Annotated in this window: 15 protein-coding genes; 1 reads left to right on the top strand and 14 read right to left on the bottom strand. The window is 51.9% G+C overall.

Annotated features, from left to right (window positions below):
• The 8 genes from ACML7B_RS04195 to ACML7B_RS04160 form a co-directional block, all read right to left on the bottom strand.
• A partial coding sequence (locus tag ACML7B_RS04195) for a substrate-binding domain-containing protein (protein WP_418539423.1) occupies positions 1 to 623 on the bottom strand: 623 nt, incomplete at its 3' end.
• A 267-nt stretch (positions 624 to 890) separates the two neighbouring features.
• Positions 891 to 1,778 carry a YitT family protein gene (locus ACML7B_RS04190; RefSeq protein WP_418539422.1) on the bottom strand — a complete coding sequence of 296 codons (888 nt, stop codon included), beginning with the start codon at positions 1,776 to 1,778 and terminating at the stop codon, positions 891 to 893.
• 139 nt (positions 1,779 to 1,917) lie between these two features.
• Positions 1,918 to 2,745, bottom strand: coding sequence for an amino acid ABC transporter ATP-binding protein (locus ACML7B_RS04185; protein WP_346707076.1), 828 nt, complete (start codon positions 2,743 to 2,745; stop codon positions 1,918 to 1,920).
• Entirely contained in the window at positions 2,729 to 3,439 is a 711-nt protein-coding gene (locus ACML7B_RS04180; protein ID WP_346707077.1) for an amino acid ABC transporter permease, read from the bottom strand. The genes ACML7B_RS04185 and ACML7B_RS04180 overlap by 17 nt, the downstream gene beginning before the upstream one ends.
• 84 nt (positions 3,440 to 3,523) lie before the next feature.
• Positions 3,524 to 4,396 carry a transporter substrate-binding domain-containing protein gene (locus ACML7B_RS04175; RefSeq protein WP_346707078.1) on the bottom strand — a complete coding sequence of 291 codons (873 nt, stop codon included), beginning with the start codon at positions 4,394 to 4,396 and terminating at the stop codon, positions 3,524 to 3,526.
• 170 nt (positions 4,397 to 4,566) lie between these two features.
• Complete coding sequence (locus tag ACML7B_RS04170) at positions 4,567 to 5,394, bottom strand: undecaprenyl-diphosphate phosphatase (RefSeq protein ID WP_418539421.1); 828 nt, start codon at positions 5,392 to 5,394, stop codon at positions 4,567 to 4,569.
• Between the two features lie 59 nt (positions 5,395 to 5,453).
• Complete coding sequence (locus ACML7B_RS04165) at positions 5,454 to 6,287, bottom strand: Cof-type HAD-IIB family hydrolase (protein WP_418539420.1); 834 nt, start codon at positions 6,285 to 6,287, stop codon at positions 5,454 to 5,456.
• On the bottom strand, positions 6,277 to 6,858 hold the full coding sequence (locus tag ACML7B_RS04160) for a DUF1444 family protein (RefSeq protein WP_346707082.1): 582 nt from the start codon (positions 6,856 to 6,858) through the stop codon (positions 6,277 to 6,279). The genes ACML7B_RS04165 and ACML7B_RS04160 overlap by 11 nt, the downstream gene beginning before the upstream one ends.
• A gap of 130 nt (positions 6,859 to 6,988) precedes the next feature.
• On the opposite strand from ACML7B_RS04160, the gene ACML7B_RS04155 reads away from it, so the two are divergent.
• Positions 6,989 to 8,029, top strand: a complete 1,041-nt coding sequence (locus ACML7B_RS04155; protein ID WP_346707083.1) for a cell wall hydrolase — start codon at positions 6,989 to 6,991, stop codon at positions 8,027 to 8,029.
• Between the two features lie 84 nt (positions 8,030 to 8,113).
• Here the strand turns inward: ACML7B_RS04155 and ACML7B_RS04150 are convergent, their stop codons facing one another.
• The 6 genes from ACML7B_RS04150 to ACML7B_RS04125 all read right to left on the bottom strand — a co-directional run bounded on the left by ACML7B_RS04150 (position 8,114) and on the right by ACML7B_RS04125 (position 15,884).
• A complete protein-coding gene (locus ACML7B_RS04150) occupies positions 8,114 to 9,847 on the bottom strand; it encodes a [FeFe] hydrogenase, group A (protein ID WP_418539419.1) in 1,734 nt (577 codons plus the stop codon).
• Positions 9,841 to 11,673 carry an NAD(P)-binding protein gene (locus ACML7B_RS04145; protein ID WP_346707085.1) on the bottom strand — a complete coding sequence of 611 codons (1,833 nt, stop codon included), beginning with the start codon at positions 11,671 to 11,673 and terminating at the stop codon, positions 9,841 to 9,843. The genes ACML7B_RS04150 and ACML7B_RS04145 overlap by 7 nt, the downstream gene beginning before the upstream one ends.
• 181 nt (positions 11,674 to 11,854) lie before the next feature.
• Positions 11,855 to 12,250, bottom strand: a complete 396-nt coding sequence (locus ACML7B_RS04140) for a hypothetical protein (protein ID WP_418539418.1) — start codon at positions 12,248 to 12,250, stop codon at positions 11,855 to 11,857.
• A 68-nt stretch (positions 12,251 to 12,318) separates the two neighbouring features.
• The gene (locus ACML7B_RS04135) at positions 12,319 to 13,557 is read right to left on the bottom strand and encodes an ABC transporter permease (protein ID WP_418539417.1); all 1,239 of its coding nucleotides are present in this window, start codon (positions 13,555 to 13,557) and stop codon (positions 12,319 to 12,321) included.
• A gap of 4 nt (positions 13,558 to 13,561) precedes the next feature.
• Positions 13,562 to 15,160, bottom strand: coding sequence for an efflux RND transporter periplasmic adaptor subunit (locus tag ACML7B_RS04130; protein WP_418539416.1), 1,599 nt, complete (start codon positions 15,158 to 15,160; stop codon positions 13,562 to 13,564).
• A gap of 31 nt (positions 15,161 to 15,191) precedes the next feature.
• Entirely contained in the window at positions 15,192 to 15,884 is a 693-nt protein-coding gene (locus ACML7B_RS04125) for an ABC transporter ATP-binding protein (protein WP_346707090.1), read from the bottom strand.
• Positions 15,885 to 16,018 lie beyond the last annotated feature (134 nt).

Genomic DNA, 16,018 nt, shown 5'->3' with positions numbered 1-16,018 from the left:
TTCTCCATAACCGGAGATACGGAAGAGGAACCACCAACTACAACCTTGCCTGCCGGAGCGTCGCCTGCGTAAGCTTCTACGCCATCAAGCGGGATGTAGCCTTCTTCAGCTACCACTGCCTGACCCTCTTCGCTCATAATGAAAGCGATGAAGTCGGTTGCGGTCGGGTTGTTAAGATCAGCCTTGGTTGCGATGTTGAACGGACGGGATACTTTGTAATCGCCGCTCTTTACGTTGTCAGCGGTGGCCTCAGCTCCATCGATCTTTACAGCCTTAACACTGTCGTCAAGAGATCCAAGAGATACATAACCGATAGCGTACTCATCGCCGGCTACGGTTGTCAGCATAACGGAAGTGCTGTTGGTGATCTGGGCAGCCTCAGTGGTCATATCAACCTTCTCGCCGTCCTCCTGCTCTTCCTCAATGCCAAACAGCTCGATGAATGCTCCTCTTGTTCCGGAACCGTCCTCTCTGGATACGATGGTGATGTCCATAGAAGGATCAAACTCGCCGGAAGCTCCTCCCTCGCCGCCTTCTGCGTCAGATCCGCCGCCGCATCCTACTGCCAGGCCTGCTACCATAGCAACTGTTGCCATCATTGCAATAAACTTTTTCATTTTCATCTGATTACTCTCCTTTTGATTTGTGTACTTGTTTTTGAGGTATTGTTTTCTTCTTCACAAGCCATACTATAAAGGGCGAATGTTAAATCCAAAATCCCGGGAATGTTAAATCTATGTAAAATCCTTCAGGTGGGGACGTGGTATTTTCGAAAATACCACGTCCCAGATTGAAAATACCCTGTCCCTTTTTGAAATCAAAAAAACGGCAGAGCGCTTATTTCGCGCTCTGCCGATAGTATCCGCAGATTTTATTCTTTTATGAACCTTTTACAATCGTTTCTCAAAATTTCCTTCTACGGAGCAGCCCTCGGTGAAGATCATAAATGCGTTTGGATCGATGCTGTGCACGATCTTCTTGATCTGTCCCACTTCGTATTTTGAGATCAAAACAAACAGAATATAGGAAGTCTTATTGGTATAAGCCCCCTCGCCGTCCCAGTTGGTAACGCCGCGGCCCATCTGGTCCATGATTGCCTTGGAGATCCCCAGCTTCTTCGTAAAGATCATTACGCTGGTGTTGATATTCTGAATATGTACCCGGTCGATAGCCAGCGACAGAACTGTGGTATAGATCAGCGAGTACACAACGATCTCAATATTGAACATGAAAAGACAGATCAGGTAAACAAACACATTCATTAAAATGTTGATCTTTCCCACGCTGACGTTCTGATATCTCTTGGAACAGCAAAGTCCGATGATATCCTGGCCGCCGCCGGAGCTCCTGCCCCGCAGCACCAGACCGGTTCCCGTTCCCGCCACGATACCGCCGATGATACAGGCCGTCAGATAGTCGTCAATGATCGGCGCTGCCGGGATTGGGATCACCGACAGCCAAAGGCTCTGGATACCTACCGTAACCAGCGTCTTTACCGCGAATTCCTTACCCAGGATCCTAAGACCCATATAAAAAAGAGGAATATTCAGGATAAAATAAATAATACCGGACAGGTCCACCCCTGCCGGCACCGGTACATGCAGCACACTGACCACAAATGTCCGGAGCAGCTGGGCAAAACCCATGAACCCACCGTTGTAAAGTCCCAGCGGTGTGATCAGAAGATTGACGCCGGCAGCAAAAAGTAAACTTCCGCCCACGGCATACACAATCTGGATCACCCGCTCCTGTGTCTTTGCGTCAAATGTCTTTCCCATCTCTAGCATCCCGTCCCTTTATCGAAAATATCAATCCTTGCTCATTCTAGCATTTCACCTGCTAATTTACAATAGGGGACAGGGTATTTTCAATCTGGGACGTGGTATTTTCAAAAATACCACGTCCCCAATTAAAAAACTAAAGTATCTTCGACAGGAATTCTTTCAATCTTGGTTCTTTTGGATGATCGAAGAATTCTTCCGGCCCTGCCTCTTCTTTGATCTGTCCCTCATCCATGAAGAGGACTCTGGAAGCCACCTCTCGGGCGAATCCCATCTCGTGGGTGACCACCACCATGGTCATCCCTTCTTTGGCCAGCTGTTTCATCAGTTCCAGTACTTCGCCTACCATCTCCGGATCCAGCGCGGACGTGGGCTCATCAAAGAGGATCACGTCCGGGTTCATGGCCATGGAGCGGATGATCGCCACCCGCTGTTTCTGGCCGCCGCTTAGGGTAGACGGGTAAGCGTCCGCCTTATCATCCAGGCCGATCCGCTTCAACAGGCCAAGCGCCTGTTCGCGGGTCTCGCTTAAGATCTGCTCTTTTGTCTCCGTGATGGGGATCAGTTCCTTCTTATTACTTCCCCGGAACAGATTGGTAAACCGGGTCCGGGAATTCTGCCGCTTCGTCTTCTTCAAGTCCTTGCAGCGCAGATACGCCGGCGCCATCATTACATTCTGGAGCACCGTCTTATTATTAAACAGATTAAAATGCTGGAACACCATTCCCATATGCCGGCGATGCACATTGATATCCACGCTCATATCCGCGATATCCACACCATTGAAAATGATGCTCCCGCTGGTGGGATCTTCCATACAGTTCAGGCAGCGCAGAAATGTAGATTTTCCGGATCCGGAAGGACCCAGCACCGCCACGATGTCGCCCTTATTGATGGTAATGTCGATCCCTTTGAGAACTTCCATATTTCCGAAGCTTTTCTTAAGATTAATTACTTCTATCACTCTTCCTCAGGCTCCTTTCCATCAATCGGATCAACAAAGTGATCACCAGCACCAGTGCAATGTAGATCAACGCCATTACCAGATATGGAACCATGAACTCATAACTGTTGCTTCCGATATAGTTAAACGCCACATACAGGTCCGCCGCCCCGACAAAGCTGACAACTGAAGTCTCTTTGATCAGAGCGATGAACTCATTTCCCAGGGTGGGAAGGATATTCTTGACCGCCTGGGGGATCACGATCTTGGACATGGTCGTGCCAAAGCTTAATCCTACCGCGCGGCCTGCCTCCATCTGCCCCGGATCCACAGACTGGATCCCGCTTCGCATGATCTCGGAAATGTAGGCGCCGCTATTCAGTCCGAATACCAGCATTGCCACCTGCACCCCTGTGATCTGCCAGCCGATGATGGGGATCAGTACATAATAGAATACCAGCAGCTGTACCACTGTCGGCGTCCCCCGGAACAAAGCCACATAAAAACTGCAAATGCCATTCAGGATCCGCGGCAGCCTCTTATACTTGGGGATTACCCGGACGGTGGCGATCAGCGTTCCGATCAGGATACCGATGAGCAGACCGGTAACTGCGATCAGCAGCGTATTCTGAAGACCTTCCACAACCTTTACGTAGCCGTTCTGGTCCAGAAAAATCTCTATAAATCTATCTACCTTCTGACTAAAATTGCCCATTGTCTTCCCTTCTTAAAAGAAGGAAGGCGTTGTTGCTACAAACTGCCGCCTTCCTTTTTCCCTTCTGTTCTTACTGAAAATTTCCTACTGCATCTCGTTGATGGACTCTGTGATCGCCGCTGCCGGAGCTGCGTCAATGATCACATACTGGATCTTGCCCTGGAGCATATCCTGTACTGCCAGAGAACCGTTCTTGTAAGGTACGCATTTTGCAGGAAGTCCCTCAAAGCCCCACTCTGCATCACCTTCTACATAATACTGACCGGTAGTTCCCTGCTGTACGCCAATAGAATCAGAGGATTCCAGCTCGCCAAGCTTAGCGGCAACTGCGTCCGCATCTGCACAGTCATCGAAAGAAGTGTCGGTGCTTGGCACGATCAGTCTCTGGGAAGCCTGATAGTAAGGATCTGTAAATGTTACCATCTCTTCTCTTTCCTCATTGATGGTAAGACCAGCCATGGCGATATCACATTTGTGCTGTCCTACAGACAGACATACTGCATCGAAATCCATGTTCTGGATAACCAGCTCCTGGCCAAGCTCCTCTGCGAAGAGAGCTGCGATCTCCATGTCGATTCCGTAGTAATCTTCACCCTGTGTATATTCAAATGGCTCAAAAGCCGCGTTGGTAGCTACTACCAGCTGATCCTTGGAAGAATCCAGTTTGGCAGACTGTACCGCAACCGGCTCGCCGCCGCCAAAATAACGGTCACAGATCTCATCAAAGGTTCCGTCCTCCAGGATCTTCGCGATAAACGCATTGGCCTGCTCCAGAAGCTCCGGCTGATCCTTATCCACACCAAATGCATATTCCTCATTGGTCAGATCCACATCGATCACCTTTGCTGTGGTAGCCTCGTCGCTTCCGCCCTCTTCCTCAGAACTTCCGCCGCCACATCCTACGATCAGACCTGCGGCAAGGATCATAGCTAAAAATAACGCTGTAAACTTTTTCATCCGTTTTCCCTCCGTTTTATTTATAAAATGTATAATCATACAGATTATCTTCATAATTATAACATGGTTTTTACAAAAAACAAGCCCTGTCCTTCAGAAAATTCAAAAAGGGACAGGGTATTTTCAATCTGGGACGTGGTATTTTTAAAAATACCACGTCCCCAATTAAATTAACCAAACAACCACTGCACGAACGCCACCAGCAATACCAGGCCTCCCAGCACGATCCGGTAATACCCGAACACTTTGAAATCATGCTGTTTGATATATCCCATCAGGAAGCGGATCGCCACGATGGACAGCCCAAACGACACCAGACAGCCCAGCAGCAGAAATCCCAGCTCTGCGGCCGTAAAGTTGAACCCGAATCCTACCAGCTTGATCAGGCTGGCGCCGAACATGGCCGGGATCGCCAGGAAGAAAGTAAACTCCGCCGCCACTTCCCGGGACACGCCGATGATCAGCGCGCCTACGATGGTCGCCCCGGACCGGGAGGTTCCCGGGATGAGGGCCAGCATCTGGAACACCCCGATCCACAGCAGCATCCGCACCGACAGCTCCGAGATCTTGGTCACTGCAGGGCGCCGTCCCTCGTTGCGCTTCTCGATCACAATAAAGAGCACGCCGTACAGGATCAGCATCAGCGCCACCGGCACTGACCAGTAGAACAGCCGGTCCAACACGTCATTGAAGAGGATCCCCACAACTCCCGCAGGGATTGAAGCGATCAGCACCTTGATCCACATCTGCCAGGTCAGCATCTTCTGTCGCTGAGTCTTCTTTGGCGAAAATGGATTCAGCTTATGGAAATACAGGACCACCACCGCCATAATGGCTCCCAGCTGGATGACCACATTGAACATTTCCATAAATGCGTCGCTTAAGTTTGGTTTCAGCAGATCTCCCACCAGGATCAGGTGGCCGGTGCTGCTCACCGGAAGCCACTCTGTGATTCCCTCCACGATCCCCAGCAGGATCACTTTTAACACATCTAACATACTATGTACTTTCCCTCCTGATCTTTTTACCTTAAATGTATACTTTATTCAATCACTGATTATCCCAGATCGATGTATCTTTGGATCGCACGGGCCACGCCGTCCTCATCATTGGACCCGGCCAGGATATCCGCCGCCGCACGGACTTCCGGCACGCTTACTTCCATAGCCGCGCCGATCCCCGCCGCACGGATCATATCCGCGTCATTGGCCCCATCGCCAAATGCCAGGATCTCCTCCCGGTCGATCCCAAGCTCACCGGCCAGCCATAACAGGGCTTCCCCCTTGTTGATCCCGCCTGCAGTTACTTCTATATTATAAGAAAGAGCTCCGGTAGCTTCCACGCCTTCCATCTCCCGGATCCTCCGAAAAGCCTGCTCCTTCTCTCCGGCACAGGCGAAAACAGCCTGCACCTTGTCCATGGCCCGGTTCTCCTGCCGGAACTTCTCCATCAGATCCGGCACACACTTACGGGTATTCCTCATATATTTCGCCATATTGGGATCCGGCACATAATGATCCAGTTGTTCCATCTGCCGGGCTTCCATATAGCCCTGCCCGTCATAATAGATCTCTCGTAGTGTATCATATTCACCGTAAATATCCAAGACTTTTCTGGCTTTTTCCACAGAGATCAGCTTCTCCCGCAGGATCTTCCCATCCTCCGCAGATACAACTCTGGCACCATTGGCGGTAATCGCGTATCTGACTCCCGCAATCCCCAGCACCTCCGCCGGCATTCCCGTCAGCGGCCGCCCTGTGGCCGGCACCAGAAGGATCCCTCTCTTCGCCGCCTGTTCCAGAGTTCTCCTTGTCTCGTCCGTCAGCCGCTTATCCGTGGTCAGAAGCGTCCCGTCCAGGTCAAATGCGATCATCCTCACCTTATATTTCATAGGGCGTCAGTTCCTTTCTCGTCTGGGAAAACAACATAAGCGATGTACTGATCCCCTCGCTGTCCATATCGTAGGCGCCTTTCCCATGCTCGATCATCTTCTCCACCACCTCTTTCTGTCCCGCCGGGGCAAAAAGAACCGTATCCTTGGAGGGCACCATGATCACCAGGTCATCCTTCAGCTTATCCACACACACCTGCCAGATATGCTTGAAACAAAGGGAACTTGCCTCATGAAACCCGTCCGCGATGATCCCAAATGCGCCGTACCAGGTATTGCCGATAACAAATTCCACATCCCGGGCCAGATTCTCACAGGCTGTGTGATAGAGCGCTTCGATATCCGTCCCCGGCGCCAGCATCTGATCCTTCAGGATCTCATAGCTGTCCTCCCCCCGGCGAATGGCGAAGATGATCTTCAGATCCCCCATAAAAGCCACCACCGGAGTATCCTTCTCCGACAGATTTTTCCCGTTCAGTGCATGCTTGTCCTTCAGCTCTTTTCTGATCCAGGGGTAAATGTGCTCCTTAATATTTTCAAACTGATAGTGTTCTTCTTCGTACTTCTTCATGGTTCTTTCCTTTCCTTCATTTTCAATTGTTACAGTTCCATTACATTTATTTTAACAAAGTTTGCAATATAAAGCAATTTGTTGTATAATGTACTAGCACTTGCAAAAGACAGAAAGGAAAAGGTATAGAATGAGTATGAAAAAGAAACAGATCTTACGGACTGCGCTTGCGCTTCTGTGTGCCGTAACACTTGCTTCTTCCGGAATCTCTGTATATGCTGCACCCTCTACTGAGGAATTAGAACAAAAAACTTCCAATCTTCAGGGAAAACTGGATGACCTGAACAACGAACTTGCTTCACTGAGCAAGGAACTGGATAAAACATCTGAGAAAATCGAATCGCTTTCCGAAGAAGTAGAAAAAGCGAAACTGGAGCTGGCTGCGGCCAAGGTTAACGAGGAAACTCACTACGAAGCCATGAAGGACCGGATCAAATTCATGTATGAGGGCGGAAGCGCTTCTCTTCTTGAGATCCTCTTCTCTTCCGAGGACATGGGTGATTTCCTGAACCGGGCGGAATACGTGACCGTGATCAGCGACTATGACCGTGAAATGCTGGATGAGTTCCAGGAAGCACGGCTTGAAGTAGAGAAAAAGGAAAATGCATTAGAAGATAAGCAGAAGGATCTGAAGGCTCTGCAGAACAATCTGTCCAGCCAGCAGGATGCTATCAACAGCAAGATCTCTTCCACTTCAGGAGAACTGGCAGACTATCAGAAACAGCTGGATCGTGCACGCGCAGCAGAAGCTGCCGCCAACACCGCACAGAACAATGATATTTCCGGATCTTCCGGCGGTACCACCAATTCTGGTTCTTCTGTATCAGCCAGCACCACTGACGTAGCGCTTCTGGCCGCGATCCTGTACTGCGAAGCCGGAACCAATTATAATGGTATGCTGGCGGTAGGAACCGTGATCATGAACCGCGTAAGCAGTCCCCGGTTCCCCAACAGCTTAAGAGGCGTTATCTTCCAGGCCGGACAGTTTGCTCCTACCTGGAACGGCGCGCTGGAACGGGCGCTGAAAAATGGAGTCCCCAACTCCTGTTATAAAGCGGCCAAGGCTGTTCTCGGCGGCACCCGCTACTCTGCGGTTGCAGATTGCTATTTCTTCCACGCAGCGTGGACCGGCAAAGACGGAATTAATGTTGGAGGAAATGTTTTCTGGTAAAATTCATCTGACGGATCATACAAGAAAGGCGATACATAAATTGTACCGCCTTTCTTTTTTATGCTTTGTTTTTGGATCTCATCTCTAAGAAGGCCGCTTGTGCTCTGTATGTAAGAGCATATGAGCTCTGTGAGACATAGGCTTCTCGAAGAACTCCGCGTACATCTGCTGTACGTCCCGGTTCTCATGGGAGAAACGCACCTTGTACTGTTCATCCAGTGCGTACAGCTCTCCGCCTCGTTCAAAGGCTCTCTCCTCTCCATCGTGGATCGGCTGGCCGCCGCCTCCTACACATCCGCCCGGACAGGCCATCACTTCTACGAAGTCATAGTGAACCTCGCCCCGCTCGATCTTCTCAAGCAGCGCCCTTGTATTGCCAAGTCCGCTGACTACCGCTGTCCTCACCGTAATGTCATCAACCTGGAACTCTGCCTCCTGAACGCCATGGTTCGCCTGGAAGCCTGTGCTTCTTACCTGACGGAAAGCATCTACCGGCGGATTCTCGCTCTTGAGCAGATAGTAAGCAGTACGAAGAGCCGCTTCCATTACGCCGCCGGTGGCTCCGAAGATAACGCCGGCGCCGGTGCCCTGCTGCATAGGCCGGTCGCTCTCAATATCCTCCAGGGTGGCGGGATTGATATGAGCTGCCCGGATCATTTTCACCAGTTCTCTGGTAGTGATCACGGCGTCAATGTCGTGTCCCGCATATTCCTCATAGAACAGTTCCATCTCACGCTCGCCCTTCTTGGCTACACAGGGCATCACGGATACCGTATAGATCTTCTCCGGCTCCACCCCAAGCTTCTGGGCAAAATAGGTCTTCATCACAGCCCCGAACATCTGCTGCGGCGACTTGGCCGTAGAGATCTGTTTCAGGAAATGGGGGAACTGGGTCTTGGCAAACCGGATCCATCCCGGACAGCAGGAGGTAAACATGGGGAATTCTTTCAGTTCTCCGGCTGTAAACCGTTTCAGGAATTCATTGGCCTCCTCCATAATAGTAAGGTCCGCAGAAAATACGGTGTCAAATACATAGTCCATTCCCATCTTCTTCATAGCGTCAAGGATCTTGCCGATGGTTGCATCCTCCGGCGCAAGACCAAGGCCCTCACCCCAGGCAGCCCGCACGGCAGGCGCCACCTGTGCCACAACGATCTTGTCTTTATCCTCGATGGCTCTCCATACCTTCTCTGTATCGTCCCTGGCGCTCAAAGCCCCTACCGGACAGTGAGTGATACACTGGCCGCAGAGGGAGCAGTCCGCCTCCTCGATCTTCTTATGGCCGGACACATTGATGGTGCTCATGGAGCCCGTTCCTTCTACATCCCAGATATTCAGGCCCTGCACCTTGTCACAGACCTGTACGCATCGCATACACTTGATACACTTGGAATAATCCTTGATCAGCGGGAAGTCCTTGTTCCAGGGACGGTCCTCGATCTGCTTCTCATAAGGGATCTCCAGGATGTTCAGGTCATTGGCGATATCCTGCAGCGCGCAGTTTCCGCTCCGGGAACAGGTCACACACTGCCCGTTGTGCTGAGAGAGCAGAAGCTCTACCGTTGTCCGTCTGTGGCGGCGCACTTTCGGGCTGTTAGTGTAGATGACCATCCCTTCTTCAGCCACGTTGTTACAGGATGATATCAGTTTCTCTTTTCCTTCCAGCTCTACCACACATACCCGGCAGGCCGCGATCTCATTGAGCCCCTTCAGATAACACAGTTTGGGGATCATGATCCCAAGCTGGGCGGCAGCCTCCATGATCGTGGTATTTTCCTCTACGGAAATCGGTTTTCCGTCTATTGTAAGATTTACCATAACTTCTCTCTGCCTCCCTTAAATATTCCATAACCGAAGTGATCGCAGCGAAGACACCGGGCTGCCTCCTGCTTCGCCTCCGCCTCGGTCATACAGTTCTCTACGCCTTCGAAATCTTTCACTCTCTCGCAGGCCTCCCGCTCGGTAAGGTTCACTCTTCCGCATGGCATACGGTCGTCCAGACGGGGTTCCGGGATCTCCACATCACAGGAGATCACATGGTGATATCCCAGATACTCGTCGATATTCGCCGCCACTACCTTGGCCGCTGCAATAGCCTTGATCACAGAAGCCGGGCCGCTGGCGCAGTCGCCGCCTGCGAAGACGCCTGGCATATTCTCAAAGGTTCCGCTGCTCTCGGTAACGATCTTGCCCCGGGAAACCGGAATACCTGCCTCTTCAAAGTGACGGGTCTCGATATTCTGGCCGATAGCCACGATCAGCACATCACAGGGGATATAGACATCCTCCTCGCCGGTGGGCTTGATGCTGGCTCTTCCGTCTTTGATGGCGCTGACCATCTGAGGCGTCACATAGATGCCTTTGATATGGTGATTCTCATCTACGTCAAGGGCTGCCGGCGCTTTTAACGTCTGCAGTTCAATGCCCTCTGCCACCGCTCCTTCAATTTCGCCTGGCAGCGCTGTCATATCCGCCACTCTCCGGCGGTATACAATGCTTACCTTGGAGGCGCCCAGCCGCTTCGCCGTGCGGACCGCGTCCATAGAAACATTTCCGCCGCCGATGACTGCCACCTGCTTGCCGGTCAGATCCAGGATCTGTTCCTTCCCAACATTGCGCAGGAACTGAACCGCTGAGTATACGCCGTCCGCATCCTCGCCTTCCAGCCCCAGCTTCTTGTCTGTGCTGGCGCCGATGGTGATAAGGACTGCATCATACTGCTCTCTCAGCTCCTGAATGGTGACATCCACACCGATCTTCAGACCATGCTTCACTTCCACACCGGTCTTCAGGATCGCGTTAATGTCCTCATCCAGCCTGTCTTTGGGCAGACGATAATTAGGAATTCCGTACCGGAGCATACCGCCCAGCTTGGGCAGCATCTCGTAAACCGTCGCCTGATGTCCCATCAGCTGCAGATAGTAAGCCGCGCTAAGCCCTCCCGGGCCTCCGCCAAGCACTGCCACTTTCTTGCCGGTAGACGGAGCACATGCCGGTGGTTCTACCTCGCCTGCGTAATCTGCCGCCATCCGCTTCAGTCCGCGGATATTCACAGAGTCATCCACCATATTTCTCCGGCATCTTGCCTCACAGGGATGCTCGCAGATAAAACCACATGTGGTGGGGAACGGATTGTCCTTGCGGATCAGACGGATGGCGTCCGCGTAGCGTCCCTCTCCGACCAGGGCCACATAACCCGGGATATCCACATGGGCCGGACATAAGGACACACATGCCACCGGCTGGTTGTAGCTGCAGGTACAGCGTCCGTTCTGAATATGCTCAATATAATCATCCCGGTAGCCTACCAGTCCCTTGTAGACCATATTGGCCGCCTCATATCCGATGGCACAGTCCGCCGTCTCCATAACAGACAGGGCTGTCTCCTCCATAACATCCAAAGTTTCCATTGTTGCTTTGCCGTCCAGCACGTCCTTGATCAGACGATTCAGCTGTCCAAGGCCGATCCGGCAGGGTACACATTTCCCGCAAGTCTGGGCATGACATAACTCCAGGAACGCCCGCGCCATGTCAACTGGACATAAGCCCGGAGGACTGGACTCGATCCTGCGCTCCAGATCCTTGTACAGGCCCTCCATGACGATCTTTGCCCGCTTCGGGGAATCAATCTCCAACCTGCTCATCACATACCTTCCTTTCCTTCGTAGAACTTGTCGTTGGCCGACACATTTTATTAATTATAACATTTTCACAAAAATAAAGGAAGAAAAACAGCAAAAGTAGAAAATTTAACACAAACCACAGCATGTACCACGCACCCCGCAAGGAACGGATTTTGTAAGGGTATGCAGAAGCAGGCAATCCCTATCCTCTCTCCTCCGACTGATACAGGCCCCACCAGTACAGCACCGGGACTACCACATCCAGGACCGCCCCAAAATTAAACAACCCCATCGCCGCCGTCTGGATCAGAGATATCACTGTCAGCAGGGAATAGAGTCCTATGAAGATCACCGCTCTTCTCCTGGATCTGCCCCTGATTCCTGCGATCCCTGCTCCCACGCTGCTTATGCAGCTTACGATAGAGAGCGCCAGGTTCAGCGGTGTCAGCGTCTCCGTTACAAGACTCATATCCACGCCCTCTATACTCTCCAGGGTGGGCAGCATGGCATAGCTGAATCCTGTTCCGATCAGCCCCAGAACTCCCAGAATAATAAAAATCACAGACATCACTTTTAATAATTTACTTGGCTGAAACATGCTTCTTCCTCCTTTTTACTCTCAGATCTTATCTTTTGTGTTCTGTCCTCTGATTCTTCCCCATGTTTTCACAGTTGCCGCAGCGCTTCAATAGGACTCATCCCGGCTGCTTTCCGAGCCGGATAGATGCCAAACAGGACTCCTACGCCGCAGGAAAAACAAGTGGCCAGGATCACCGCCCCTGGCGACAGCCTGGCGGACAGCCCTCCGATCTCCAGGGCCGAGATCCCTCCGGCGAGCCCCGCTCCCAATAGAATTCCGATAATCCCGCCAATCCCGGATATGATAGCGGATTCACAAAGAAATTGAAAGACCACCGAGGATGTCCGCGCTCCTAACGCTTTGCGGATACCGATCTCCCTGGTTCGCTCTGTCACCGACACCAGCATGATATTCATAACGCCGATACCGCCTACCAGAAGAGAAATCCCTGCTACAAAGGCCACAAAGGCTGTAACGCCATCCATAATGCTCCCCATAGCCTGCACCATGTCTTCCATGGCCTGCTGCTTGCCAAACAGATCCTCTCCCTCATTCATGTGCCGGGAATCCAAAATCTGAACCGCCGCTTTGGCAGTCTGGTTTTCATCTGCTCCCTCTGCCAGATACAGAGTCAGAGAAGAGAAATTCCCCGCCTGCCCACCCCAGCTTTCCGCCAGTGTATAAGGCACCTCCAGAAGGACTGGCATCTCCATCCCAAACATGGCCATAGCTTCTTCATTGGCCGCCATCATCTCCGGATCCTGATCCCGGACTCCTTTCACCTGGAGTGTCAGAAGGCTGTCTTCCACCTGTAGGTCCAGATCCATACCGATAATATCCTCTGTCCCGAAGAGATAGAGAGCGCTGGCTTTATCCAGTATACAGACTGCGGACCGGTTCTCTACATCGTTCTCATTAAAATACGTTCCCCGGATGATAGGATGTTGCAGAGGATCCTGCTCCTCATCCGGCGTAGTCAGCGTCAGGTACGCATCAAAGCTGCCCTTTCTGGTCTGGGCAGTTCCGACAGCCTGCGCAATATTTGTCACTCCCGTCACCTGGTCTCCAAGCTGGTCTTTCAGTGCCTTTAGATCCTCCCAGGTGATCAGTTGGGTATTGGCACTTTTCTCCGGATCAGCCATCACCGTAACACTTTTGGTCTGTGCGCTGGACATAACGTCTTCTTTCAGACCGCTGCCAATGGCGACAATGGTGATCACTGAGGATATCCCAATGATAATACCTAGCATAGTCAGGAAGGAGCGCCCTTTATTTTCCCGGATATTGTAGAGGGCCATCCTTATATATTCCCCTAATTGTCCCATATCCTTACTCTCCTTCTGTTTCCTTGTAGATTCCGGTAGCTTTCATCCCCTCCCGGACTTCCCCGGAGACGTCCGAGATTACCTGGTCACCCTCTTTCAGACCGCTTTGGATCTCTACCTGGCTGTCAGAGGCAATCCCAAGTTCCACAGGCTGCTTCTCCACCTGGCCGCCCCGGATCACATAGACAAAATCTCCTTCTGCTGAAGTGTTGACTACTTCTCCCGGAAGATACAGGATATCTGACTTCTCCGCCACGGTCAGCACCGCTTTAGCGCCTACGCCGATGCACAGTTCCTCATCCGGGTTGTTGACTGTCACATCCGCGTGAATGACAGCGTTCCCCTTCTCATTGGCCAGCGCGATCTTGTCCACAGAAGTGACACTTCCCTGATAGGAAGCTCCGCCGATCGTGATCTGCGCCTTGCTCCCTTTAATAAGATTTTCGTAATCATTGGCTGGTACTTCCAGCCGTACCTTCACATCCTGATTGCTCACCAGCGTGAAAAGCTCCAGCCCCTGAGTAGCCGTACTCCCTTCCAGCACCTTTACATCCGAGATGACCCCGTCGAACTCTGCCTTAATGCCTTCCCGGCCTTTTTCCAGAAGCTCCCCGGTACTCAGCCGGGAAAGCTCCGCCAGATCCTCGGTGACCTCCAGATTCTTCTCCTGGCCGCTGGTAAGGCCGGCCTCGGAAGAGCCGCCACCTCCCATCCCCAGCTGCGCCAGACTATCCTCAAGCGTCTCCAGTTCTTTGCGGGCCGCCGCAAGCTGCTCTGCCGCTCCTGTGCCTCCCGCATTTTCCAGAACAGCCAACTGGTTTTCCAGCGAGCGTGATGCTTTCTGCAGGCTGGCAATCTGGTCAGTGGCCTCCTGGGCTTTTTTCAGAAGCTCCTGGATCTGCTGCTCATGTTCCTCCTTGTTTCCGTCCAGTTTCGACAACTGCCGCTCCGCATTTTCCTTGATTGCCTGTTGTTCAGACTGCGCGTCCAGATTCTCCTCCAAATCCTTCCGGAGACTGGCGATCTTGGCCGCATTCTTGGAAACCTGGCTGGTCTCTTTCCCGGCCTGCTTCTCCAGACTGGCGATCTCCTTCTTTTTGTCCTGGATCTGCTCCTGGACCTGCTTTTTCGCCTCCACACTTTGGGCTTTCCCCTCTGCGGCAGCTTTCGCCGCTCTGCTGCTCTGCTCCCTGGCGTCCTCGCTGGTGTATCTGGCCTGAAGTACGCTCAGCTCTGACTGCCGGTTATCCTTTTCCAGATCCGTAATATCAAAGGACACCAGAAGATCGCCTTTTTTCACTGATGTTCCCACCTTAGCTCTGCATGTTTTCACCGGGGCGTTCACCGGGGAATAAAATACTTTGCTCCTTTCACTCTCCACCGTCCCTGAGGCGTGATAGGTCTGACGGATATCTCCCCTCTCTACAGATACTACGGAAAGCTGGACGACCCCCTCCCCCGCAGTCAGCCGGGAAACAGCAAAAAACACCGCCGCGATCACTCCCAGTACCGGCAGGATCACCCAGCCGGGAAGTTTTTTCCTTTTCTTCTTGCCCTCCGAATATCCTGCGTTTTCTGTTTTTTCTTCTTTCTTATGGAACATGGTCTTTTGTCCTCCTCACTCTCATTTTGTTTTACTGCTGTCTGTTCTCATATTCCCGCTCAATCTGCCCGTCCCGGATGCAGATCACCCGGCGCGCCTGGGCCGCGATATCCAGATCATGGGTGATGATCACTACCGTTCGGCCAGCTCGGTGCAAGCCCTTCAAGATCTCCATGATCTCCCCGGAGGTTCGGGAATCCAGGTTCCCAGTAGGTTCGTCCGCCAGGATCAGCGGAGGACGGGCCGCGATCGCTCTTGCCACCGCCACCCTCTGCTGCTGCCCTCCGGACATCTCCGAAGGCTTATGCCGCAGACGCTCTTCGAGCCCCACCAACTCCAGCGCCCTTCTGGCCGCCTCACGCCGGCTGCGGCGATCCATACCCCGATAGATCAGAGGAAGTTCCACATTCCCTATTGCATCCAGATTATGGATCAGGTTAAACCCCTGAAAGACAAAACCAATCTGGCGATTACGGATATCTGAAAGCTCATTGTCCGACAGACAGGAAACATCGCTTCCATTGAGATAGTATTTCCCGCCTGTCGGCACATCAAGACACCCCAGGATATTCATCAGCGTAGATTTCCCGGATCCTGAATGCCCTACCACTGCTACCAGTTCCCCGGCCCCTATGGTAAGATTTACACCATCCAGCGCCCGAACCTCATTATCTCCCGGATGATAGATTTTGCAGATATTCTCCACTCGTATCAACTCTTCCATCTTTTCCCTCACATCTGTACTTATGTCTTATTATACTAGTTGCTTAATACAAGCATACTGCAAAGGACTTTAAATTGCAAGCCATTTTTCAGAAACATTTCTGAACTCATAGATCTCTTCTATAAACATCCCTC

The organism is Massilistercora timonensis (assembly GCF_048354975.1).
Taxonomy (GTDB): domain Bacteria; phylum Bacillota; class Clostridia; order Lachnospirales; family Lachnospiraceae; genus Massilistercora; species Massilistercora timonensis.
Note: the sequence above shows the minus strand (reverse complement) of the source record. Positions and strands in the feature narration are given on the sequence as shown.

Excerpts from the sequence above, each read along its gene's own strand:
- ACML7B_RS04130 (WP_418539416.1), bottom strand. The coding sequence starts at position 15,160 with ATGTTCCATAAGAAAGAAGAAAAAACAGAAAACGCAGGATATTCGGAG.
- ACML7B_RS04175 (WP_346707078.1), bottom strand. The coding sequence starts at position 4,396 with ATGAAAAAGTTTACAGCGTTATTTTTAGCTATGATCCTTGCCGCAGGT.
- ACML7B_RS04150 (WP_418539419.1), bottom strand. The coding sequence starts at position 9,847 with ATGGTAAATCTTACAATAGACGGAAAACCGATTTCCGTAGAGGAAAAT.
- ACML7B_RS04135 (WP_418539417.1), bottom strand. The coding sequence starts at position 13,557 with ATGGGACAATTAGGGGAATATATAAGGATGGCCCTCTACAATATCCGG.
- ACML7B_RS04160 (WP_346707082.1), bottom strand. The coding sequence starts at position 6,858 with ATGAAGAAGTACGAAGAAGAACACTATCAGTTTGAAAATATTAAGGAG.
- ACML7B_RS04170 (WP_418539421.1), bottom strand. The coding sequence starts at position 5,394 with ATGTTAGATGTGTTAAAAGTGATCCTGCTGGGGATCGTGGAGGGAATC.
- ACML7B_RS04155 (WP_346707083.1), top strand. The coding sequence starts at position 6,989 with ATGAGTATGAAAAAGAAACAGATCTTACGGACTGCGCTTGCGCTTCTG.
- ACML7B_RS04180 (WP_346707077.1), bottom strand. The coding sequence starts at position 3,439 with ATGGGCAATTTTAGTCAGAAGGTAGATAGATTTATAGAGATTTTTCTG.
- ACML7B_RS04190 (WP_418539422.1), bottom strand. The coding sequence starts at position 1,778 with ATGGGAAAGACATTTGACGCAAAGACACAGGAGCGGGTGATCCAGATT.
- ACML7B_RS04140 (WP_418539418.1), bottom strand. The coding sequence starts at position 12,250 with ATGTTTCAGCCAAGTAAATTATTAAAAGTGATGTCTGTGATTTTTATT.
- ACML7B_RS04145 (WP_346707085.1), bottom strand. The coding sequence starts at position 11,673 with ATGAGCAGGTTGGAGATTGATTCCCCGAAGCGGGCAAAGATCGTCATG.
- ACML7B_RS04165 (WP_418539420.1), bottom strand. The coding sequence starts at position 6,287 with ATGAAATATAAGGTGAGGATGATCGCATTTGACCTGGACGGGACGCTT.
- ACML7B_RS04125 (WP_346707090.1), bottom strand. The coding sequence starts at position 15,884 with ATGGAAGAGTTGATACGAGTGGAGAATATCTGCAAAATCTATCATCCG.